General features: G+C 67.1%; 18 protein-coding genes. All 18 read left to right on the top strand.

The window, feature by feature from the left end:
• Positions 1 to 657, top strand: coding sequence for a DUF1266 domain-containing protein (locus F6X61_RS23210; RefSeq protein WP_153788706.1), 657 nt, complete (start codon positions 1 to 3; stop codon positions 655 to 657).
• A gap of 443 nt (positions 658 to 1100) precedes the next feature.
• On the top strand, positions 1101 to 2657 hold the full coding sequence (gene tssA / locus F6X61_RS23215) for a type VI secretion system protein TssA (protein WP_153788707.1): 1557 nt from the start codon (positions 1101 to 1103) through the stop codon (positions 2655 to 2657).
• 33 nt (positions 2658 to 2690) lie between these two features.
• The gene (tssB, locus tag F6X61_RS23220; protein WP_110996291.1) at positions 2691 to 3191 is read left to right on the top strand and encodes a type VI secretion system contractile sheath small subunit; all 501 of its coding nucleotides are present in this window, start codon (positions 2691 to 2693) and stop codon (positions 3189 to 3191) included.
• Between the two features lie 28 nt (positions 3192 to 3219).
• Positions 3220 to 4692 (top strand): type VI secretion system contractile sheath large subunit, encoded by a 1473-nt coding sequence (gene tssC, locus F6X61_RS23225; RefSeq protein WP_153788708.1) that lies wholly within the window; start codon positions 3220 to 3222, stop codon positions 4690 to 4692.
• 6 nt (positions 4693 to 4698) lie between these two features.
• A complete protein-coding gene (gene tssE, locus F6X61_RS23230; protein ID WP_110996293.1) occupies positions 4699 to 5121 on the top strand; it encodes a type VI secretion system baseplate subunit TssE in 423 nt (140 codons plus the stop codon).
• 132 nt (positions 5122 to 5253) lie between these two features.
• Positions 5254 to 7041, top strand: coding sequence for a type VI secretion system baseplate subunit TssF (tssF, locus tag F6X61_RS23235; protein ID WP_110996294.1), 1788 nt, complete (start codon positions 5254 to 5256; stop codon positions 7039 to 7041).
• Positions 7005 to 8012: a type VI secretion system baseplate subunit TssG gene (gene tssG / locus F6X61_RS23240; RefSeq protein ID WP_153788709.1), complete on the top strand. Its 1008-nt coding sequence runs from the start codon at positions 7005 to 7007 to the stop codon at positions 8010 to 8012. Before tssF ends, tssG begins: the two co-directional genes overlap by 37 nt.
• Before the next feature lie 6 nt (positions 8013 to 8018).
• Positions 8019 to 10643: a type VI secretion system ATPase TssH gene (gene tssH, locus F6X61_RS23245; RefSeq protein ID WP_178125882.1), complete on the top strand. Its 2625-nt coding sequence runs from the start codon at positions 8019 to 8021 to the stop codon at positions 10641 to 10643.
• Positions 10644 to 10653: 10 nt separating this feature from the next.
• Positions 10654 to 12174: a sigma 54-interacting transcriptional regulator gene (locus F6X61_RS23250; RefSeq protein ID WP_153788711.1), complete on the top strand. Its 1521-nt coding sequence runs from the start codon at positions 10654 to 10656 to the stop codon at positions 12172 to 12174.
• A gap of 83 nt (positions 12175 to 12257) precedes the next feature.
• Complete coding sequence (locus F6X61_RS23255; protein ID WP_153788712.1) at positions 12258 to 12398, top strand: type VI secretion protein; 141 nt, start codon at positions 12258 to 12260, stop codon at positions 12396 to 12398.
• Positions 12399 to 12416: 18 nt separating this feature from the next.
• Positions 12417 to 13598 (top strand): type VI secretion system-associated FHA domain protein TagH, encoded by a 1182-nt coding sequence (tagH, locus tag F6X61_RS23260; RefSeq protein WP_153788713.1) that lies wholly within the window; start codon positions 12417 to 12419, stop codon positions 13596 to 13598.
• A 5-nt stretch (positions 13599 to 13603) separates the two neighbouring features.
• Complete coding sequence (gene tssJ, locus F6X61_RS23265) at positions 13604 to 14110, top strand: type VI secretion system lipoprotein TssJ (RefSeq protein WP_153788714.1); 507 nt, start codon at positions 13604 to 13606, stop codon at positions 14108 to 14110.
• A complete protein-coding gene (gene tssK / locus F6X61_RS23270) occupies positions 14107 to 15438 on the top strand; it encodes a type VI secretion system baseplate subunit TssK (RefSeq protein WP_110996301.1) in 1332 nt (443 codons plus the stop codon). Before tssJ ends, tssK begins: the two co-directional genes overlap by 4 nt.
• Before the next feature lie 2 nt (positions 15439 to 15440).
• Positions 15441 to 16310: a type IVB secretion system protein IcmH/DotU gene (icmH, locus tag F6X61_RS23275; protein ID WP_110996302.1), complete on the top strand. Its 870-nt coding sequence runs from the start codon at positions 15441 to 15443 to the stop codon at positions 16308 to 16310.
• Positions 16311 to 16324: 14 nt separating this feature from the next.
• Positions 16325 to 19852, top strand: a complete 3528-nt coding sequence (tssM, locus tag F6X61_RS23280; RefSeq protein WP_153788715.1) for a type VI secretion system membrane subunit TssM — start codon at positions 16325 to 16327, stop codon at positions 19850 to 19852.
• The gene (locus F6X61_RS23285; protein ID WP_153788716.1) at positions 19852 to 20580 is read left to right on the top strand and encodes a PP2C family serine/threonine-protein phosphatase; all 729 of its coding nucleotides are present in this window, start codon (positions 19852 to 19854) and stop codon (positions 20578 to 20580) included. The genes tssM and F6X61_RS23285 overlap by 1 nt, the downstream gene beginning before the upstream one ends.
• On the top strand, positions 20577 to 21623 hold the full coding sequence (locus tag F6X61_RS23290) for a serine/threonine-protein kinase (protein ID WP_153788717.1): 1047 nt from the start codon (positions 20577 to 20579) through the stop codon (positions 21621 to 21623). Before F6X61_RS23285 ends, F6X61_RS23290 begins: the two co-directional genes overlap by 4 nt.
• Before the next feature lie 51 nt (positions 21624 to 21674).
• The coding region (locus F6X61_RS23295) for a contractile injection system protein, VgrG/Pvc8 family (RefSeq protein WP_256671411.1) at positions 21675 to 22178 on the top strand (504 nt) is incomplete at its 3' end.

Here is a 22178-nt window from a genome sequence, read left to right on the forward strand (position 1 = left end):
ATGTTGATCTTCCTGGGCATGCTGGTCGCCACCTGGCTCCTTGCACGCTGGCTGCGCCCGCGCGCGCCGGATTTCGAACTGTTCAGCCCCCGCAGGCACCTTGCGCTGGCGCTGGCGAGCCCCATGGCAGAGGCCATGCAGGTGGACGGCTTCTACGACAAGCACTGCACGAGCTTCACCCAAAGTGCCCAGGACTTCCTGCGCATACCCTTGCTGCATATCGCCGGCCTGCAAGGCAGCGCCAGCGACGAAGAGATCCAGCGCTACTTCGCCACGGACTTCGAGCGCCAGTGGTTCCGCCTCGACCTGCTCAACCTGCAACCGACCGACGACCCGCGTGCCTCGCTGGCCTTCGCCTGCCTGCGCTGCGCCTTTCTCGTGCGCTGCGCCCTGTTGCTGGGATGGCTGGCGCCCGACATTGGCTGGCGTGTGCTGCTGCTCAACGCCCAGCGCGCCCAGGACTGTTTCGATGGCTGGGCGGATTTCGGCGCGGCCTACCTTGCCGGACGTCGGCAATGGGTCGGGGCCTTTCGCGCCGATTCGCTGGGTCTTTTTGACGAGCAGCGGCTACAGGCATTGCTGGCGCCCGAGGGACGTTGGGCCGGGCTGCCGTGGCGCGAAGTGCCAGCGTTGAGTCCGGAACTTCAGCCGGCGTGAGCGTATACATTTTGTTGCAAGATATTGGAATTTTCGATGTGGGAAAGCTCTGCAACCCCATACAAGTAATTGAATTTCGAGCGCGTCACTGATTACTGTGACGGCCCTTCAATGATGTCTGGTTTTGGCTCTAACATGTGTTGTTGCTTATATGTGTGAAAATTAAGTTAAACAATTGAGTGTTGTTTCGAATAATCAGCTTACAACTTTCCCGTGTGGGTCAGGGTATATATGATCGCCATCAGGGAAACCCCTAGAGGCCCGATGCTCCCGCCTTTGCTATCCGTTTGAGTGGTTGCAAAGTGCTATTGATAGCATTAGGCTATTCAACCGTTTGATCGACTGCCCGCCGGATTGTGGGCTGAATCAATAGAACTTCCAGATCGACAAATCCTGAACGTCAGTTCCAGGATCGAGGGCGAGGTTCTAACTGTGAGAAATGGATGTCCTACTCTTCGAAGCTGGCCGCGCGCTATCTTGAACTTGGCAAGAATGCTGTCTCCCCCGGCTCTTTCGGCGGTGAAGACGTGCGTTTTTCCAGCGAGTTCGAAGCCCTCGAAAACGAGCTGACGCGCGCCCAGTCGATCCACGCCAGCGGCCAGGTGGACTGGCTGAAAATCCTCGAGAACAGCGAAGCGCTATTGCGCGACCAGTCCAAGGATCTGCGCGTGGCCTCCTGGTTCACCTGGGCCCTGTTCCAGCGCGAGTCCTACGCCGGCTTGCTGGCCGGCATCAGCGTGCTGCGCGAGCTGTGCGAGCAGCATTGGGACGACGTCCACCCCGCCAAACCCCGTACCCGTTCCGCCGCCATCGGCTGGCTGGTGCCGCGCCTCGAACAGGCGCTGGGTGCCGACATCGCCATCAAGGAGCAGTTGCCGCTGTTCCAGCAGATGGTCGAGCAGCTAAGCGGCCTGGAAGCGGCGCTGTCCGCCCGGCTGGGGGACGACGCGCCGCTGCTGCTGCCGATCTGCCGCGCACTCAAGGGCCAGGTCCAGCGCTCCGCCGACAACGAACCGCAACCCGGCGCAGTCGGCGCCATCGTCGCCCAGGTCAAGCAGGCCGCCACCCAGCTGTTCACCCCCGGCGAGCCGGTGGAAAACGAAAAGGACGCCAACAAGGCCCTGCGCGCCCAGCAAGAGCAGGGCCGGCAGCTGTGCGTCTGGTGGCAGCGCCAGAAAGCCACCGACCTGCGCGCCCTGCGCCTGAACCGCACGCTGCTGTGGTTGCCCATCGAAGCGATGCCCGAGCGCAACGCCGAGAACGTCACCGCCCTGCGCGGCCTGCCCGCCGACAAGCTCAAGAGTTACAAGGACCGCTTCGAGCAGGGCAACTACGCCGACCTCTTGGTAGAGCTGGAAAACAGCGTGGCCAAGGCCCCGTTCTGGTTCGATGGCCAGCGCCTGGTGTGGGAGTGCTGCCAGGCCCTCAACGTCGAAGCCGGCATGCGCGAAGTTGAGATGAACTTCGCCTCGCTGCTGCAGCGCCTGCCCAGCGTCATCGAGCTCAAGTTCCACGACGGCACCCCGTTCGCCGACCCCGAGACCCGCGCCTGGGTCGCCGCCCAGGTCACCCCCCACCTGCAAACCGCCGCGGCCCAGCCAGTGGTCGAGCCCGGCGTGCGCCAGGCCCCCTGGGACGAGGCCCTGGAGGCGAGCCTGCCGATCCTGCGCAAGGACGGCCTCAAGAGCGCGGTGCAACACCTCAAGCAGCAGATGCAGGGCGCCCACGGCGGGCGCGAGCGCTTTTTCTGGCAACTGAGCCAGGCGCGCCTCTGCTACACGGCCAAGAAATACGAACTGGCCAAGACCCAACTGGAAGCCCTCGACGAGCAACTGCGCCAATCCGGCCTGGATGCCTGGGAGCCAGACCTGTCGTTGCAGGTACTGCATCTGTTGCACACCTGCTGCGAGCTGCTGCCGCAGAACCATGTGGTGCGCGAACGCAAGGACGAGATCTACCGCAGGCTGTGCCACCTCGATCTCGAAGTCGTACTCGAATAGGCCCAAGGGCCATAACCCTCAAGGAGAAAACCAATGGCCAAAGAAGGCTCGGTAGCCCCCAAGGAACGCATCAACGTTACCTTCAAACCCGCCACCGGCGGTGCTCAGGAAGAGATCGAACTGCCGTTGAAACTGCTGGCGATCGGTGACTACACCCTGCGTGCCGACGATCGCAAGATCGAAGACCGCAAGCCGATCAGCATCGACAAGATGAACTTCGACGAAGTGCTGGCCAAGCAGGAACTGAGCATGACCCTGGCTGTGCCGAACCGCCTGCAGGAAGGCGCCGAAGGCGACGAGCTGGCGGTGAGCCTGCGGGTCAACACCATGAAGGACTTCAACCCGGCCAGCCTGGTCGAGCAAGTCCCTGAGCTGAAGAAGCTGATGGAACTGCGTGAAGCCCTGGTTGCCCTGAAAGGCCCGCTGGGCAACGCCCCGGCCTTCCGCAAGGCCATCGAGGGCGTGCTGGCCGACAACGAGTCCCGCGAGCGCGTGCTCGGCGAGCTGGGCCTGAACGCTCAGCCGGACGCCTGATCCCCCTAGTCAAGGAAGCCTAATTGCCATGAGCACCGCAGCAGAGCAACAGAGCGCCGAGAACAGCGAATTCAGCATTCTCGACAGCATCATCGCCGAAACCCGCCTGACCCCGGATGACGAAGCCTACGACATCGCCAAGCGCGGCGTGTCGGCCTTCATCGAAGAACTGCTCAAGCCGCAGAACGACGGCGAGCCGGTCAAGAAAGCGCTGGTCGACCGCATGATCGCCGAGATCGATGCCAAACTCAGCCGCCAGATGGACGAGATCCTCCATCACCCGGACTTCCAGTCCATGGAGTCCGCCTGGCGCGGCCTGCAGTTGCTGGTCGACCGCACCAACTTCCGCGAAAACATCAAGATCGAGATCCTCAACGTCTCCAAGCAGGACCTGCTGGACGACTTCGAAGATTCGCCGGAAGTCATGCAGGCTGGCCTGTACAAGCACATCTACACCGCTGAATACGGCCAGTTCGGTGGCCAGCCGGTCGGCGCGGTCATCGCCAACTACTACCTGTCGCCGAGCTCGCCCGACGTCAAGCTGATGCAGTACGTCTCCAGCGTCGCCTGCATGTCCCACGCGCCGTTCATCGCCGCGGCCGGCCCGAAATTCTTCGGCCTCGAAAGCTTCACCGGCCTGCCGGACCTGAAGGACCTGAAAGATCACTTCGAAGGCCCGCAGTTCACCAAGTGGCAGAGCTTCCGCGAGTCCGAGGACGCGCGCTACATCGGCCTGACCGTGCCGCGTTTCCTGCTGCGCAACCCGTACGACCCGGAAGAGAACCCGGTCAAGTCGTTCGTCTACAAGGAAACCGTGGCCAACAGCCACGAGCACTACCTGTGGGGCAACACCGCCTACGCCTTCGGCACCAAGCTGACCGACAGCTTCGCCAAGTTCCGCTGGTGCCCGAACATCATCGGCCCGCAGAGCGGTGGCGCGGTGGAAGACCTGCCGCTGCACCACTTCGAGAGCATGGGCGAGATCGAGACCAAGATCCCGACCGAAGTGCTGGTCTCCGACCGTCGTGAATACGAGCTGGCCGAAGAGGGCTTCATCGCCCTGACCATGCGCAAGGGCAGCGACAACGCGGCGTTCTTCTCGGCCAACTCGGCACAGAAACCGAAGTTCTTCGGCATCAGCGCCGAAGGCAAGACTGCCGAGCTGAACTACAAGCTGGGCACCCAGCTGCCGTACATGATGATCGTCAACCGCCTGGCCCACTACATCAAGGTCCTGCAGCGCGAGCAGCTGGGCTCCTGGAAGGAACGCACCGACCTGGAGCTGGAACTGAACAAGTGGATCCGCCAGTACGTGGCCGACCAGGAGAACCCGAGCGCCGAAGTGCGTGGCCGTCGTCCGCTGCGCGCCGCCCAGGTGATCGTCAGCGACGTGGAAGGTGAGCCGGGCTGGTACCGCGTCAGCCTGAACGTGCGTCCGCACTTCAAGTACATGGGCGCCGACTTCACCCTGTCGCTGGTCGGCAAGCTGGACAAGGAGTAAGCGTCGATGGGCAATGGTTACGGAAGCCTGTTCGAGCGCCTGAGCGGCGAAGCCGACCAGCGCGCCAGCTGGCGGCGTGAAGACGCCGCCATGGCTTCCGTGGCCGCTCATCTGGCGAAGATGCTCAGCACCCGGGCCGGCAGCGTGCAGACGCTCGCCGACTACGGGCTGCCCGACCTCAACGACATGCGCCTGAGCCTGCACGACGCGCTCAGCCAGGCACGCCGGGCCATCGAGTACTTCATCGAAGCCTACGAACCACGCATGTCCGATGTCCGGGTGGTGTCCCGCCCGCGTGATCACGATCAGCTCAAGCTGGCTTTCAGCATCGAAGGCCAGCTTGAGGTGGACGGAATCAAGCGCCAGGTCAGTTTTGCCGCGCGCCTGGATGGCAGCGGGCAAGTCAGAGTCAGTCAAGGAGACGAGTGATGTTGCGCCTCCCATAGCCTGAGTTTTCCCAAACCCTTGCGCGGCAAACGGTCGGCCCTGTGGCCCGGCCCCGCGCCTGCGCAGTACCGGCCACTGGCGGTACCCGAGAGCTGAATTCAGGCGGAACGACGGATGTCCTTCAATTACTACTACCAAAGCGAGCTGACGGCACTGCGCCAGCTGGGGCGGCGTTTTGCCGAACGCAGCCCGGCGCTGGCGCCGTACCTCGGCCAGGCCGGGCGCGACCCGGACGTCGAGCGCCTGCTTGAAGGTTTTGCCTTCCTCACCGGCCGCCTGCGGCAGAAGCTCGACGACGAACTGCCCGAGCTGACCCACTCGCTGATGCACCTGCTGTGGCCGAACTACATGCGCCCGCTGCCGGCCTTCAGCATCCTGCAGTTCGACCCCCTGCGCCAGGCCGGCCCGGCGCTGCGGGTCGAGCGTGACACCCCGGTGGAAGGCCGGCCGATCGAGGGCGTCAGTTGCCGCTTTCGTACCTGCTACCCCACCGAAGTCCTGCCCCTGCGCCTGAGCGCGCTGAACTACTCGCTCAACGGCCAGGGCGCGCTGCTCAGCCTGCGCCTGGACATGAACTGCGACGGCAACCTGGGCGACGTCAAGCTCAGCAAGCTGCGCCTGCACCTGGCCGGCGAGCGCTACATCAGCCAGATGCTCTACCTGAGCCTGCTGCGCGGCCTGGCCGGCATCGAGCTGATGCCGCTGGACAGCCACGGCAAACCGATGGTCAACGCCAAGGGCGAGCCGCTGCTACTGCGCGCACCGGCGGCCAAGGTGCACCCGGTGGGCTTCGCCGAGGAAGAGGCGCTGATTCCCTACCCGCTGAACACCTTCCGCGGCTACCGCTTCCTGCAGGAGTACTTCGCCTTCCAGGACAAGTTCCTGTTCGTCGACGTGACTGGCCTGGACGTACTGCAGAGCCTGCCCGAGGAAACCCTCAAGCAGGTGCATGGCATCGAGCTGCGCTTCGACATCCGCCAGGGCGAGGCCCAGCGCCTGCGCCCGACCCTGGACAACGTCAAGCTGTACTGCACGCCGATCGCCAACCTGTTCAAGCACGATGCCCTGCCTATCCGTCTGGATGGCAAGCAGGATGAATACCTGCTGCTGCCGGCCGAGCTCGACCCCGAGCACTGCGGGGTGTTCTCGGTCGACGGCGTGACCGGCTGGAGCCCCGGCGGCCTCGGCTACCAGAGCTACGTGCCCTTCGAATCGTTCGAGCACGACGCCAGCTTCGACGTGCCGGAGAACCGCTCGCACTACAGCATCCGCCAGCGCTCCTCACTGCTGCATGACGGCCTCGACACCTACCTGAGCTTCGGCGTGCACCAGGCCGAATCCCACGAGACGCTGTCGATCGAGCTTACCTGCACCAACCAGAACCTGCCGCGGCGCCTGAAGCTCGGCGACATCTGCATGCTCAGCGAAGAGACCCCCGAGTTCCTCACCTTCCGCAACATCACCCCGGTCACCGCCAGCTACGCGCCGCCGCTGAACCGCGACTTCCTGTGGAAGCTGATCAGCAACATGTCGCTGAACTACCTGTCGCTGGCCGACGTGGATGCACTCAAGGTCATCCTCGAAACCTACGACCTGCCGCGCTACTACGACCAGCACGCGGAAAAGGTCAGCCGCCGCCTGCTCGGCGGGCTCAAGGCGATCCGCCACCAGCACGTCGACCGCCTGCACCGGGGCCTGCCGCTGCGCGGCCTGCGCACCGAACTGACAATCGACCCGGAGGGCTACATCGGCGAGGGCGATCTGTTCGTCTTCGCCTCGGTGCTCAATGAATTCTTCGCACTCTACGCCAGCCTCAACTCGTACCACGAGCTGCGGGTGAAAAGCACACAGGGGGAGGTGTACCAATGGACACCACGCATGGGCCTGCAACCGCTGCTGTAAGCCGGCTGAGCCGGAGCATCCGCGAGTACTCGCTGTTCCAGGCCGTGCTGCTGGTGATGGAACAGCTGCGCGAGGCGTACCCGTACCTGGAAGACGAAGAGCTCTACGACCTGGTCGAGTTCCAGGCCAACCCCAGCCTCGGTTTCCCCGGCAGCGACGTCGACCGCATCGAGTTCTTCCGCGAGCACGGCCAGCTGCGCGCGCGCATGCGCTTCAACCTGATCGGCCTGGTCGGCTCCAGCTCGCCGCTGCCGGCGTTCTATGGCGAACAGGCGCTGGGCGACAACGAGGACGGCAACCCCACGCGGATGTTCCTCGACCTGTTCCACCACCGCCTGCACCGCCTGATGCTGCCGATCTGGCGCAAGTACCGCTACCGCGCCAGCTTCGAGAGCGGCGCGCTGGACGGCTTCTCGTCGCACCTGTTCGCCCTGATCGGCCTGGGCGGCGACCAGATCCGCCAGGCCAAGGAGCTGAACTGGAAACGCCTGCTGCCGTACCTGGGCGTGCTCAGCCTGCGCGCCCACTCGGCGGCGCTGATCGAGGCCGTGCTGCGTTACTACTTCAAGCACGCCGACCTGGTGATCGAGCAATGCCTGGAACGGCGCGTCGACATCCTCGAAGAGCAGTGCAACCGCCTGGGGCTGGCCAACAGCCTGCTGGGCGAGGACGCCGTGCTGGGCGAGCGCGTGCGGGATCGCAGCGGCAAGTTCCGCATCCACATCACCCAGCTGGACTGGCAGCGCTTTCACGAATTCCTGCCGATCGGTTTCGGCTACCAGCCGCTGTGCGCGCTGACTCGCTTCACCCTGCGCGACCCGCTGGACTACGACATCCGCCTGGAGTTGCGCCGTGAAGAGATCCGCGAGCTGCGCATCGGCGAACAGAACGTCTGCCACCTGGGCTGGACCAGCTGGCTGGGTCGCGAACGCGCCGATGGCGTGGTGACCCTGGGAAGCAAAATTCATTAAGGACCAATGGCCATGATCAACGTAGACCTGCAACAACTCGTCCAGGCCCTGGACGCCGACAGCCGCCGCGACCTTGAGCGTTCCGCCGAGCGCTGCGTCGCCCGTGGCGGCAGCAAGATCCTCATCGAGGACCTGCTGCTGGGCCTGCTCGAGCGCCCCGACAGCCTGTTGCAGCGTGCGCTGCAGGACGCCGCGATCGATACCGGCGCGTTCAGCGCCGCGCTGCAACCCAATGTCGAGCACAGCGCCACCCGCAACCCGGTGTTCGCCCCGGAGCTGGTGCAGTGGTTGCAGGACGCATTGTTGGTCTCCAACCTCGAGCTGGGCCAGAGCCAGGTCGACCAGGCCGCGCTGATCCTCGGCCTGCTGCGCAACCCGCTGCGTTACGCCGGCAGCCGCTACCACAAGCTGCTCGGCGGCCTGGATATCGAACGCCTCAAGGGCTACGCCCTGGCCCAGCAACCGGCCGCTCCCAAGGCCCCCGGCGCGCCCCAGGGCGAATCGATGCTGCAGCGTTTCACCCACAACCTCACCCAGCAGGCCCGTGACGGCAAGCTCGACCCGGTACTGTGCCGCGACGCGTCGATCCGCCAGATGATCGATATCCTCGCTCGCCGGCGCAAGAACAACCCGATCGTGGTCGGCGAAGCCGGCGTGGGCAAGACCGCCGTGGTCGAAGGCCTGGCCGCGCGCATCGTCGCCGGCGAAGTGCCGCCGGCCCTGCAAGGGGTCGACCTGCTGGCGCTGGACATGGGCCTGCTGCAGGCCGGTGCCAGCGTCAAGGGCGAGTTCGAGCGCCGCCTCAAGGGCGTGATCGACGAGGTCAAGGCCGCGCCGCGCCCGGTGATCCTGTTCATCGACGAAGCCCACACCCTGATCGGCGCCGGCGGTAACGCCGGTGGCTCCGACGCCGCCAACCTGCTCAAGCCGGCGCTGGCGCGTGGTGAGCTGCGCACCATCGCCGCCACCACCTGGGCCGAGTACAAGAAGTACTTCGAGAAAGACCCGGCCCTGGCCCGTCGCTTCCAGCCGGTGCAACTGCTCGAGCCCACCGTGGGCGAGGCGGTGACCATCCTGCGTGGCCTGGCCCAGCTGTACGAGAAGAGCCACGGCATCTACCTGCGCGACGACGCCGTGGTCGCCGCCGCCGAACTGTCGGCGCGCTACCTGACCGGCCGGCAGTTGCCCGACAAGGCCGTCGATGTGCTCGACACCGCCTGCGCCCGGGTGCGCATCAGCCTGGCTGCCGCCCCCGACAGCCTCGAGCGCCTGCGCGCCGAACTGGCCGAGGGCGAGCGCCAGCGCAACGCCCTGCGCCGTGACGCCGAGGCGGGCCTGGCCATCGACCACGAGGCCTTCGCCGCCCTCGAGCAGCGCCTGGACGAGGCCCACGACCAAGAGATCGAACTGGCCGCCCGCTGGGCCCGTCAGCGCGAGCTGGCCGAGCAGGTCCTGGAGCTGCGCCAGCAGGTGGCCAACGCCGCCGTCGCACCGGCCGCGCCGGCCGAAGGCGAGGAGGGCGAGCCCGTCGTCGAAGGCGAAAGCCGCGAACAACTGCAACAACGCCTGGCCGAGACCCATCAGGCCCTGCTCGACGCCCAGGCCGAAGAGCGCCTGGTCAGCGCCGAAGTGTGCCCGCGCCTGGTGGCCGAAGTGATCAGCGCCTGGACCGGCGTGCCGCTGAGCCAGCTGGCCCGCGAGCACAACGCCAAGGTGATCACCTTCGCCGACGACCTGCGCGCCCGCATCCGTGGCCAGGAGCAGGCCGTGCATGCGCTCAATCGCTCCATGCGCGCCACCGCCGCCGGCCTGAACAAGCCCGACGCACCGGTGGGCGTGTTCCTGCTGGTCGGCCCCAGCGGCGTCGGCAAGACCGAGACCGCGCTGGCGCTGGCCGACCTGCTGTACGGCGGCGACCGCTTCATCACCACCATCAACATGTCCGAGTTCCAGGAGAAGCACACCGTCTCGCGCCTGATCGGCGCGCCGCCCGGCTACGTCGGTTACGGCGAAGGCGGCATGCTCACCGAGGCGGTGCGCCAGAAGCCGTATTCGGTGGTGCTGCTGGACGAGGTGGAGAAGGCCGACCCGGACGTGCTCAACCTGTTCTACCAGATCTTCGACAAGGGCGTGGCCAACGACGGCGAAGGCCGTCAGATCGACTTCCGCAACACGCTGATCCTGATGACCTCCAACCTGGCCAGCGACCAGATCAGCGCCCTGTGCGAAAACGGCGAGCGCCCCGACGCCGAGCTGCTCGAACAGCACATCCGCCCGGCGCTCAGTCGCCACTTCAAGCCGGCGCTGCTGGCGCGCATGCGCGTGGTGCCGTACTACCCGGTGGGCGGCCCGGTGCTGCGCGAGCTGATCGAGATCAAGCTGGGCCGCCTGGGCGAGCGTCTGCAGCGTCGGCAACTGGCGTTCAGCCACTGCCAGGCGCTGGTCGACCACCTGGCCGAGCGCTGCAGCCAGAGCGAAGCCGGCGCACGCCTGATCGACCACCTGATCGACACCCACGTGCTGCCCAAGGTCGCCGACCGCCTGCTCGACGCCATGGCCAGCGGCGAGGCGATCAGCCGCGTGCACGCCACCCTCGACGGGGATGCCGGCGTGACCTGCGAGTTCGCCTGAGGTGGGGGTGATGTTCACGCACGTGCCACAACCGCTGGCCTACGCCGAGGCGCTGCTGGGCACCTTCACCGAGCTGGCGCGGGCAACGGACGAGCAAGGCCTGCTGCAGGCACTGGTGCCGGCGGTGGCCGAGCTCAGCGGCTGCCCGCTGGTGCAGGTGTACCTGCTCGACCCGACCCACACCCGGCTCGGGCTCGCAGCCGCCTGGCTCGACGGACGGCTGCTGGCGCGTGACTGTTCCAGCCTGCCGGCCGACTACAACGGCGAGCAGCTGCTGCAGTTCGCCCTGTGCCAGAACCGCGTGGTGAACATCAGCGACCTCTCCGCCAGCCTGTTCGACACCAGCTTCCTGCCCAGCCAGGCCACGCCCTGGCAAGCACTGCTGGCGGTGCCTCTGCTGACCGCGCAACAGCGGGTGGCCGGGGTGCTGTTGTGCGTGAACCGCGTGCGTGGCGGGCTTGAAGCCTTCGCCGACTCCCTCGGCCAGCTCGGCAGCTTCACCATGGGCCAGCTGCAACTGCTGCGTCGTCTGCACCAGCCCGGGCCACAGCCCCAGGCGAGCGGCCGCGCCCCGGTGGCTGCCAGCAGCTACGGCCTGATCGGGCAGAGCCCGGCCATGCGCCAGACCTGCCAGATGATCAGCAAGGTCCTGCACAGCCCCTACACCGTGCTGCTGCGCGGCGAGACCGGCACCGGCAAGGAACTGGTGGCCCGCGCCATCCACGACTACGGCCCGCGCCGCTCCGGCGCGCTGGTGGTACAGAACTGCGCTGCCTTCCCCGAGAGCCTGCTGGAGAGCGAACTGTTCGGCTACCGCAAAGGCGCCTTCACCGGCGCCGACCGCGACCGCCCAGGGCTGTTCGATGCCGCCAACGGCGGCACCCTGCTGCTCGACGAGATCGGCGACATGCCCCTGGCCCTGCAGGCCAAGCTGCTGCGCGTGCTGCAAGAGGGCGAGATCCGCCCGCTGGGCGCCAACGCCACCCACAAGATCGACGTGCGCATCATCGCCGCCACCCACCGCGACCTGGCGCAGATGGTCGCCGACGGCCTGTTCCGCGAAGACCTCTACTACCGCCTGGCGCAGTTCCCCATCGAGCTGCCGCCGCTGCGCCAGCGCGTCGGCGATGTCATCACCCTGGCCCGGCACTTCTGCGACAAGGCCTGCACTTTCCTGCAGCGCAGCCCGGTGGGCTGGACCCAGGCCGCCCTCGATCACCTCGAAAGCTACGCCTTCCCCGGCAACGTACGCGAGCTCAAGGGCCTGGTGGAGCGCGCGGTGCTCTTGTGCGAAGGCGACGCGCTGGAGGTCGGCCACTTCTCGCTGAACCTGGCCGAACCGCCACCCGAAGACAACGAGCTGAACCTGCGCGAGCGCCTCGAGAAGGTCGAGCGCAGCCTGCTGCTCGACTGCCTGCGCAAGCACGACGGCAACCAGACCCTGGCCGCCCGCGAACTCGGGCTGCCGCGGCGCACCCTGCTGTACCGGCTGGGGCGCCTGAACATCCAGATCGGCGATTGCGAGGGCTGACCGGCATGACCCCGACACTCACTCCCTTTACCCCAGGCGCACCCGTAACGGTGCCTGCCTCATCCGCACATGGAGCCGCCCCCATGCTTCACCGTTACTGCCGGGCCACCTTGCTGGCCCTGCTCACCGCGTTCGCCCTGGCCGGTTGCGCCGGCAACTACAAGTTCGACGACGACAGCTACCGCCCCCTGGGTGACCCCCAGGCCCTCAACCGTGACAACTGAGCGCAAGGAGCCCTGACCATGGAACTGGTTTTCGAACTGCTCGACAAACGCCAGCACGGCCGCACCGACTCGCCGAACAAGACCTTCGGCCGCGCCGGTGGCGAGATCGGCCGGGCCAAGGATTGCCACTGGTGCATCGAGGACGACAAACGTCACCTGTCCAGCCATCACGCCCAGGTCACCTACCAGAACGGCGCGTTCTTCCTCACCGACACCAGCAGCAACGGCATCCGCCTGGCCAGCAGCGGTGCCCAGCTGCGCAAGGGCGAGCTGTACCGCATCGAGCAAGGCGCGATTTACCGCATGGGTGACATCGAAGTGCGCGCGCGCCTGATCGACAGCGAGGCCGGCTACGACGTCGGCCTGGGCATGCCGGGCGGCAATATCATCCCCGACGACGCCTTCCTCGAACTCGACCCCATCAGCGCCATGGACCATGAAGAAGCGCGCCTGCAGCCGATGGACGAGCTGGCCGCCCTGGCCATGCCCGAGCCGCCGGCGCGCCAGCGTGCCGACTACGCGCAGATCGACCAGGAAAGCTTGATCGTGCCGACCCTGGTACCGGCGGTGGTGCCAGAGCCTGCACCTGTGCCGGCCCCGCGCGAACGCCGCGACGACGCCTTCTGGAAGCGCTTCGGCGCGGCCCTGGGCGTCGACCTGGACAACCTCGACGAGCAGGCCCGCGAAGACCTCGCGGTGCAGGCCGCCGGGCTGCTGCGCCATAGCGTCGCCGGGCTGCAACAGAGCCTGCGCACCCGCAGCGAGCTGAAAAACGAACTGCGCCTGTCGCTGACCACCCCGCAAAGCGCCAGCCGCAACCCGATCAAGGCGCCGCTGGAAGCCGACCAGGTGCTCGGCGACCTGCTCAAGCCGCGCCGTGGCGGCCAGCTGTCTGCCGAGCAGGCGGTGGCCCAGGCCTTCCGCGACCTCCAGGCGCACCAGGTGGCCATGCTCGGCGCCAGCCGCCAGGCCCTGCGCAGCACCCTGGAGCACTTCGCCCCGGAGCAGCTGGCGCTGCAATTCGAGCGTCAGGGCCGCCGCGGGCTGTTCGGTAGCCGCTGGAAGGCCTACGTGCGCTACCACCAGGCCCTGGTGGGCAACGAAGACTGGAGCGAGCGCCTGCTGACCAAGGACTTCGCCCGCACTTACGAAGAGCAGGTCCGCCTGATCGCTTCGCTCAATCACGACCCGCAAGGATAACCCCCATGACTCGCATCACCCGCACGATGCTCAGGGCGACGTGGGCCCTGGCCACCCTGTCCTGGCTGGCCGGCTGCAGCGCCCTGTCGCCGTACTCGCACATGACCAAGCTCGACCTCACCCTGACCGCCACCGACCAGCTCAACCTGGACATCAACGGCCGGCCGTCGCCGGTGGTGGTGCGCCTGTACGAGCTCAAGCACCCGGTGGCCTTCGAGAGCACCGATTTCTTCACCCTCTACCAGAGCCCGAAAGAAGCCCTGTCCCAGGACATGGTGGCCACCGAGGAGCACGAACTGCGTCCCGGCGAAACCCTGAGCCTGAAGCTCAGCATCAACCCCGACAGCCGCTTCGTCGGCGTCATGGCCGCCTACCGCGACCTCGACCAGGCGCAGTGGCGCCGGGTGCAGGCCATTCGTGCCGGCGAGCGGGTCACCGCCAACCTCTACCTCGACCAGGCCGGCATCCACAACGGAGTGCCGGCCGTGGCCCAAGCGGGTGATCAGCGATGAACGTGCACAAGGTAGTCTGGCAGGAGGGGATGCTGCTGCGTCCCCAGCATTTCCAGCACAACGACCGTTACTACGACAGCCAGATGAAGACCCGCACCCAGTTGCTGGGCACCTACACCTACGGCTTCATCAACCTGGAAATCGACCTGCAGTTCCTCAACATGGGCAAGCTGGTGATCAGCCGCGCCGCCGGCATCCTGCCCGACGGCAGCCTGTTCGAGCTCGACGGCAGCAGCGAGCCGCTGGCCCTCGACGTGCCGCCGAACACCGGTGCCACGCCGATCTTCATGGCCCTGCCGCTGGTCACCGGCAACCACATCGAGGCGCGCCGTCCCGAGCAGTCCGACGTGCTGACCCGCTACACCACCTACGAGGTGGAGGTGTCCGACTCCAACGCCGGCGACGACAACAGCAGCCAGATCAACTGCGCGCGCCCGGACTTCCGCCTGCTGCTCGGCGAGCAGCAAACCGACCAGGCCTACGTCAAGCTCAAGGTCTGCGAGATCCTCGACACCTCGCCCGACGGTGTCATCAGCCTCGACCCGAACTTCGTGCCCACCTACATCCGCACCCACGCCTCGGTGTACCTGCTGTCGTGCCTCAAAGAGGTGATCAGCATGCTGGCGCTGCGTGGCGACACCCTGGCCGAGCGCATCCGCTCCAACGGCAAGGTCGGTGGCGCCGAGGTCGGCGACTTCATGATGCTGCAGCTGATCAACCGCACCGAAATGCTCCTGCGCCACTACCTGAGCCTGGAGCAGGTGCACCCCGAAGAGTTGTACCGCACCTTCCTGATCATGCTCGGCGACCTGTCGACCTTCTCCAGCGACACCAAGCGCCCGCGCCTGGACGCCCGCTACCAGCACAGCGACCAGGGCGCGAGCTTCCGCAAGCTGATGGAGTCGATCCGCCAGGTGCTGTCGATGGTGCTCGAACAGCACGCCATCGAGCTGGAACTGCAACAGCGCCAGTACGGCATCCTGGTGTCGCCGCTGCACGACCCGGGCCTGCTCACCACCGCCTCGTTCGTGCTGGCCGCCAGCGCCAACTGCGAGTCCGAGGAGCTGCGCCAGCGCCTGCCGTCGCACCTCAAGGTCGGCCCGGTGGAGCGCATCCGCCAGCTGGTCAACCTGCACCTGCCCGGGCTCAAGGTCAAACCGCTGCCGGTGGCGCCGCGGCAGATCCCGTTCCACGCCAACAAGACCTATTTCATCGTCGAACTCGACGCCGAAGATCGCAAGAAGATGGACGGTTCCGGTGGCTTCGCCTTCCACGTCACCAGTGAGTTCTCCGATCTCGAACTGAAATTCTGGGCCATCAGGAACTGAGCATGAGCAAGGACATGGATACCCCTCAGGACGACAAGACCGTCCTGTTCAACCAGGATGGCTCGGCACCGCAAGGGCAGGCCCTGACCGCCCTGGGCAGCTCGGCGCGGGCCGAGCCGCTGGAGCAGCGCATGGTCTACTCGGCGCGCCTGCCCTCCAGCGGCAGCTTCAGCGTCGGCCTCAACCCGTTGGTGGCCGCCGCCGGCGAGCTGCTCTCGGAAGTGGTGCGGCTCAAGCACAGCGACACCGCCGAAGACCTGAACAACCTCAAGGAGCGCCTGAGCGCCTGCGTGCGCGCCTTCGAGGCGCGCATCCATTACGAGGGCGTGGAGAACGGCCAGGTCACCGTGGCCCGCTACCTGCTGTGCACCGTGGTCGACGAGGCGGTGGTCACCACCCCCTGGGGCAACGAGAGCCAGTGGTCGCAGATGAGCCTGCTCAGCGCCTTCCACAACGAGACCTTCGGCGGCGAGAAGTTCTTCTCGCTGCTCGACCGCATGTCGAAGAACCCGGTCAAGCACCTGGCGATGCTCGAACTGATGTACCTGTGCCTGTCGCTCGGCTTCGAGGGCAAGTACCGGGTCATCGACCGCGGCATGTCGGAGCTCGAGGGCATCCGCGACGCCCTGTTCCGGCAGATCCGTCAGCTGCGCGGCGACGTGCCGCGTGAGCTGTCGCCGCGTTGGGAAGGGCTCGACCAGCAGCGCAACAGCCCGGTGCGCATCGTGCCGTGGTGGAGCGTGGCGTTGTTCACCCTGGTGTGCCTGGTGGTGATGTATTCCGGTTTCGCCTGGGTACTGGGCGAACAGCGCGCGACCGTCCTGCAACCCTTCCAGACGCTCGAGCAGCCAGCGGCCCAACCGCGGCAGTGACACAAGGACCTGTGATGAAGAATTTTTTCAAGAAAGTAGGCGCCTTCCTCGCCAAGACCTGGGTCTGGAGCCTGCTGCTGGTGCTGGCCCTGGCGCTGCTGGTGTGGTTCGCCGGCCCCTTGCTGGCCGTGGCCGACAACAAGTTCTGGGAAGACGCCGCCGCGCGCTTGCTGACCATCAGCGTGCTGTTTCTGGTGTGGGGCCTGTGGATGGTGTTCGCCAGCTGGCGCGCCAACAACCGCAAGCAGGAAGAGCTTGAGAGCGAGGACGGCCGCGAGCGCCTGGAGCGCGAAGAGCGCAAGGACGAGGAGGCCAAGGAGATCAAGGCCCGCTTCAAGCATGCCTTGGCCACCCTCAAGAATTCGAGCCTGTATGGCGGGCGCAGCGAACGCTGGCGCCGCGACCTGCCCTGGTACCTGGTGCTCGGGCCCCAGGGCGCGGGCAAGACCAGCCTGATCGACCATTCGGGCCTGGAGTTCCCGATCAACGCGCTGGAGCGCAAGCTCGCCCGTGATCCGTCCAGCGGCGATTTCTGCGATTTCTACTTTGCCGAACAGGCCGTGCTGGTGGACACCGCCGGGCGCTTCCTCAACCAGTCCGACAGCGAGATCGACGGCAGCGCCTGGCGCGTGCTGCTCGACCAGCTGCGCCTGCGCCGCCGTAACCGCCCGCTCAACGGCGTGGTGGTCACCGTGCCGCTGGACACCCTGCTGGGCGGCGAGGCGGCGGTCAACGACCTGGCGCAGAAAGTCCGCTCGCGCTTGCAGGAGCTGCGCCAGCGCCTGCACGTCGAAGTGCCGGTGTACCTGGTGCTGAGCAAGACCGACCGCCTGCAAGGCTTCGACGCCTTCTTCGACCAGCAGTCGCGCGAAGAGAACGAGCAGGTGTTCGGCATCACCTTCGGCAAGGGCCAGAACGGCGCCGACACCGAGCTGCTGGCCAAGGAATTCCAGGGCCTGCTGCAGCGCCTGGGCGACCAGGTCACCCAGCGCATGCACCACGAGCGCAACACCCAGCGCCGCGCGCGCATCCTCGACTTCCCGCACCAGCTGGGGCGCATCGGCGACCAGCTGTGCCTGTTCGTCGACGCCGCCTTCACCGGCAACCGCTACCAGCGCGCCAGTCAGCTGCGCGGCTTCTACCTGACCAGCGCGCCACACCAGGCGCCACGGGTCGACAGCGACAACGGCTTCCACCCCGGCCAGCCCGGCCGTGGCGCGGTACAAGGCCGCTCGCGTTTCACCCTGCAACTGTTCAGCCGGGTGATCTTCCCCGAGTACGACCTGGCCGGCCTCGACCAGCGCGAACGCCGACGCATCCACTGGGGCCAGCGCGCCGTCTACCTCGGTGCCCTGGGCGCGCTGGCGGTGTTCGGCGTGCTGTGGGCCGGCAGTTTCTCCGGCAACCACGAGCGCCTGGAGCAGGTGCGTGAGCTGGGCCGCCAGTGGCAGCGCCAGCACCTCGCCCTGGATGCCCGCGATGACGCCTTGGCCGCGCTCAAGCCGCTGGACACCGCCTGGCAGGCTTCCCGCGTGTTCCCGGTGCCCGGTGATGTCTCGCTGCTGCAACGCGGCGGCCTGTACCAGGGCGTGCCGGCCAACGAAGTGCTGCAACCGGCCTACCAACGCGAGCTGGAAACCGTGCTGCTGCCGCGGGTGGCGCAGATGGTCGAAGGGCAGATCCGCAGCAACCTGAAAAACCGCGAGCGCCTGCTCAACAGCCTGCGCGCCTACCTGATGCTCGGCCTGCCCGAGCGCCGCGACCAGGCCTGGCTCAAGGACTGGGTGGCGGCCGGCTGGTCGCAGCGCTACAACGGCAATACCGCCGCCCAGGACAGCCTGAACACCCACTTCGGGCGCCTGCTCGAGCAATCCTTCGCCTATCCGCTCAACGATGCCCTGGTGGCCCAGGCCCGTCAGGTGCTGCGCGCCGAATCCCTGGCCAGCGTGGTGTACCGCGTGCTGCGCGAGCAGGCCCGCAGCCTGCCCGAATACCGCCTCAGCCAGCAGCTCGGGCCGCAGGCCGCGCAGTTCGTCGGCATCGACTACCCGATCCCCGGCTTCTACACCTCCCAGGGTTACCAGCAGTACTTCTCGGTGCAGGGCGCCAACCTGGTCAACGACATCCTGCGCGACAACTGGGTGCTGGGCGAGGGCAGCGGCATCAGCGACATGGACATGCGCCGCCTGATGGTGGAGCTGGAGCAGCTGTACTTCCGCGACTACGCCAACTACTGGGGCGAGGCGGTCAACCAGGTCGGCCTGATCCCGTTCAGCGATGCCGGCGAAGGCGCCGATCAGCTGTCGGCGCTGACCGCCGCCAACTCGCCGCTGCTGCTGTTGCTCACCGAGGTGCGCGAGAACACCCGCTTCCCGGTACTGGCCGAAACCACCGACGAAGGCAACCCCGCCGCCGAAGCCGCCGCCAACAAGGCCGTGGCCAAGAAGCTCGGCAAGGGCGGCGCGGCCGTGGCCGGTGCCGTGGCCGACAAGGCCCGCGACGCGCTGGCCAAGAAGCCGCTGCCGGACACCGCGCGCATGGCCCTGCAACGGCGCTTCGAGCCGCTGCACCGGCTGCTCGACGACAACAACGGCCCAGGCCCAGACCTGGCGCCGACCATGCAAGCGCTCAACGACCTGCAGCAGCAGCTGGCCGGCCTGGCCCGCTCCAACCAGGCCGAAGAAGCCTCGTACCAGATGGCCAAGGCACGCATGTCGGGGCAGCGTGACGCCCTGAGCAGCCTGCGCAACGGCACCGTGCGCCTGCCGCGCCCGGTGGCCGGCTGGTTCAACCTGCTGTCCGACGACATCTGGCGCATGGTGCTCAACGACACCTACACCTACCTCAACCAGCGCTACCAGAGCGAGCTGTACAGCCACTACGGCCGCACCATCGAGTCGCGCTACCCGTTCAACGCCCATGGCACCAGCGATGTGGCGATCAGCGACTTCCGCGACTTCTTCAAGGCCCAGGGCGTGGCGGACCGCTTCTTCGACACCTACATGCGCCCGTTCGTCAGCGGTGAGCCAGGCGCCTACCGTCTGCGCAGCCTCGACGGCCAGAGCCTGCCGATGACCAAGGCCTACCTCGATCAGATGAGCGCCGCCCAGACCATCCGCCAGAGCTTCTTCGCGCAGAACCCCGAAGAGCCGCAGGTGCAGTTCAAGCTCGAGCCGTACACCCTCGACCCGGCGGTGAGCCGCGCCGAGTTCCGCTTCGGCGACACGGTGATCGACTACCGCCACGGCCCGATCGTCTCCACCAGCCTGAAGTGGCCGACCGAAGCCCAGGACGGCAACACCAGCCTGACCCTGGAGCAGCTCAACGGCCGCCCCATGGCGCTGGAGAAGAACGGTGGCCCGTGGTCGCTGTTCCGCCTGCTCGACCTGATGCAGACCGAGTACCTCAAGGGCCGCGACACCATGGTGCTCAAGGCCAATGTCGGCGGCATGCGCGCCAACTACCTGCTGACCAGCCAGCGCACGCCGAACCCGTTCGACCTCAGCGTGCTGCGCGGCTTCCGCCTGCCAGGGGAGCTGTGATGCGCGCAGCCAGCCCTTGGCGCAGCGCGGCGCGCACCGACCCCGGCAAGGTCCGTGCGCGCAACGAGGACGCCTTTCTCGACTGCCCGCAGCACGGGCTGTGGGCGGTCGCCGACGGCATGGGCGGCCACGAGGCCGGCGATGTCGCCAGCCAGATGATCGTCGAGAGCCTGGCCGACCTGCCGGCCGCCAGCAGTTTCGACGAGCGCGTGCTCGCCGTGCGCCAGTGCCTGCACTGGATCAACCGGCGCCTGGGCCAGGAGCTGACGGTGAGCGTCGCCGGCCAGGCGCGGGTGATCGGCAGCACCGTGGTGACCCTGCTGCTCGACGGCCGCCGCGGTGCCTGCGTGTGGGCCGGCGACAGCCGCTGCTACCTGTGGCGCGGCCAGCGCCTGTACCAGCTGACCCGTGACCACTCGCTGCAACAGCAACTGATGGACCAGCAAAGCATGAGCGCCGAGCAGGCCCGCGAGCACCCCTCGGCCAGGGCCCTGACCCGCGCCGTCGGCGCCAGCGCCAGCCTCACCCTGGAAGTGCTGGAGTTCGAGGCGCAGCCGGGCGATGTATTCCTGCTGTGCAGCGACGGCCTCTACGACGGCCTGGAGAGCGGCGGCCTGGGCCACGCCCTGGACCTGGCCTCGCCCGGCGAGGCCCTGCAACGCCTGTTCGACACCGCCCTGGGCGGCGCGGCGAAAGACAACCTGACCGCAGTGGTGATCCACCGATGAACCTTGGCAGCGGCGACGCGCTCGACGTGCTCGACGCCCTCGAGCAGGGCAGCGAGTCGACATACTTCGCATTCACTCAGGCCAGCGAGCCCGAGCCCGCCCGCACCGGCAAGGCGCGGCGCAAGCGGCGTGGCAAGGGCCGCGCGCAACCCGCGCCGGTCCCGGCCGCGCGGGCGCTGGCGCCGATCCCCGACGTGCTCGCCGGGCGCTACCGCCTGGAGCGCCTGCTTGGCGCCGGCGGCATGGGCCTGGTGTACCGCGCCCGCGACCTGTTGCAGGAGGGCTTCGGTGACCCACAGCCATTGCTGGCGGTGAAGCTGATGAGCGACCAGCTGGCCACGGCGCCCGACGCCAACGCCCTGCTGTTCAACGAGTACGCCCTCACCAGCCGCCTGCGCCACCCCAACCTGGTGCGCCTGCAAGGCTTCGCCATCGACCCGCAGAGCGAACGCGGCTTCATCACCATGGAGCTGATGCGCGGCACCTCGCTGGACCGCCTGCTGTGTGACCAGCCGCTGGGCCTGGCCTGGGCGCAAGTGCGCGAGATCGCCGTGCCGCTGCTCGACGCCCTGGCCTGCGTGCATGCACAGGGCGTGGTGCACGGCGACCTCAAGCCCAGCAACGTGATGCTCGGCGACGACGGCCTGCGCCTGTTCGACTTCGGCCTGGGCCTGGCCCTGGACGGCCCGCTGGCCGGTCTGCCGCACCTGAGCCATGGCCGCTTCGAAGCCTGGACCCCGGCCTACGCCGCCCCGGAACTATTCGAGGGCGGCACGCCGAGTACCGCCAGCGACCTGTATGCGGTGGCGTGCGTGCTGTACGAGCTGATTACCGGCCGCCACCCCTTCGAGCGCGTGCCGTCGCTCAAGGCCCGTGACCAGGGCATGCAGCTGGCGGCCAAGGCCCCGCCCGGCATGCCAGGCAAGGCCTGGGCCGCGCTGCGCCGGGCGCTGGCCTTCGACCCCGAGCAGCGCCGCGTCGATGCCGGGCAACTGCGCGACGCCTTTGCCGCGCAAGGCTTCTGGGCCAGGCTCCGGCGCTGACGCCAGACCACGGACGCATTACCACGAATTTACGCACAGAGAGGGACAAGGATGTTTGCCGCCGCGAACCAGACCCATTTCAGCCTGCACATCGACGGGTTGGAGCATGACTTCCAAGTGCTTGCCTTCGATGGCGCGGAAGCCATCAGCCAGCCCTACGCCATCGACCTGGAGCTGGTCAGCGAGCGCCCTTCGCTGGACCTGGAAAACCTGCTGCACAAGCCCGCGTTCCTTCAGCTCGGCGACGACGGCCGTGGCCTGCACGGCCTGATCTACCGCGCCGCGCAAGGCGAGGCGGGCAAGCGCCTGACCCGCTACCAGGTGACCCTGCGCCCGCAGCTGGCGTACCTGGCCCACCGCATCAACCAGCGCATGTTCCAGCACATGACCGTGCCGAAGATCATTGCCCAGGTGCTGGAAGAGCACGGCATTCTCGCCAACGCCTATCAGTTCCAGCTCGGCGCCGTGTACCCGGACCGCGAATACTGCGTGCAGTACGACGAGTCCAACCTGCAGTTCATCCAGCGGTTGTGTGAAGAAGAAGGCATCCACTAC

This window comes from Pseudomonas sp. EMN2 (assembly GCF_009650555.1).
Taxonomy (GTDB): Bacteria; Pseudomonadota; Gammaproteobacteria; order Pseudomonadales; family Pseudomonadaceae; genus Aquipseudomonas; species Aquipseudomonas sichuanensis.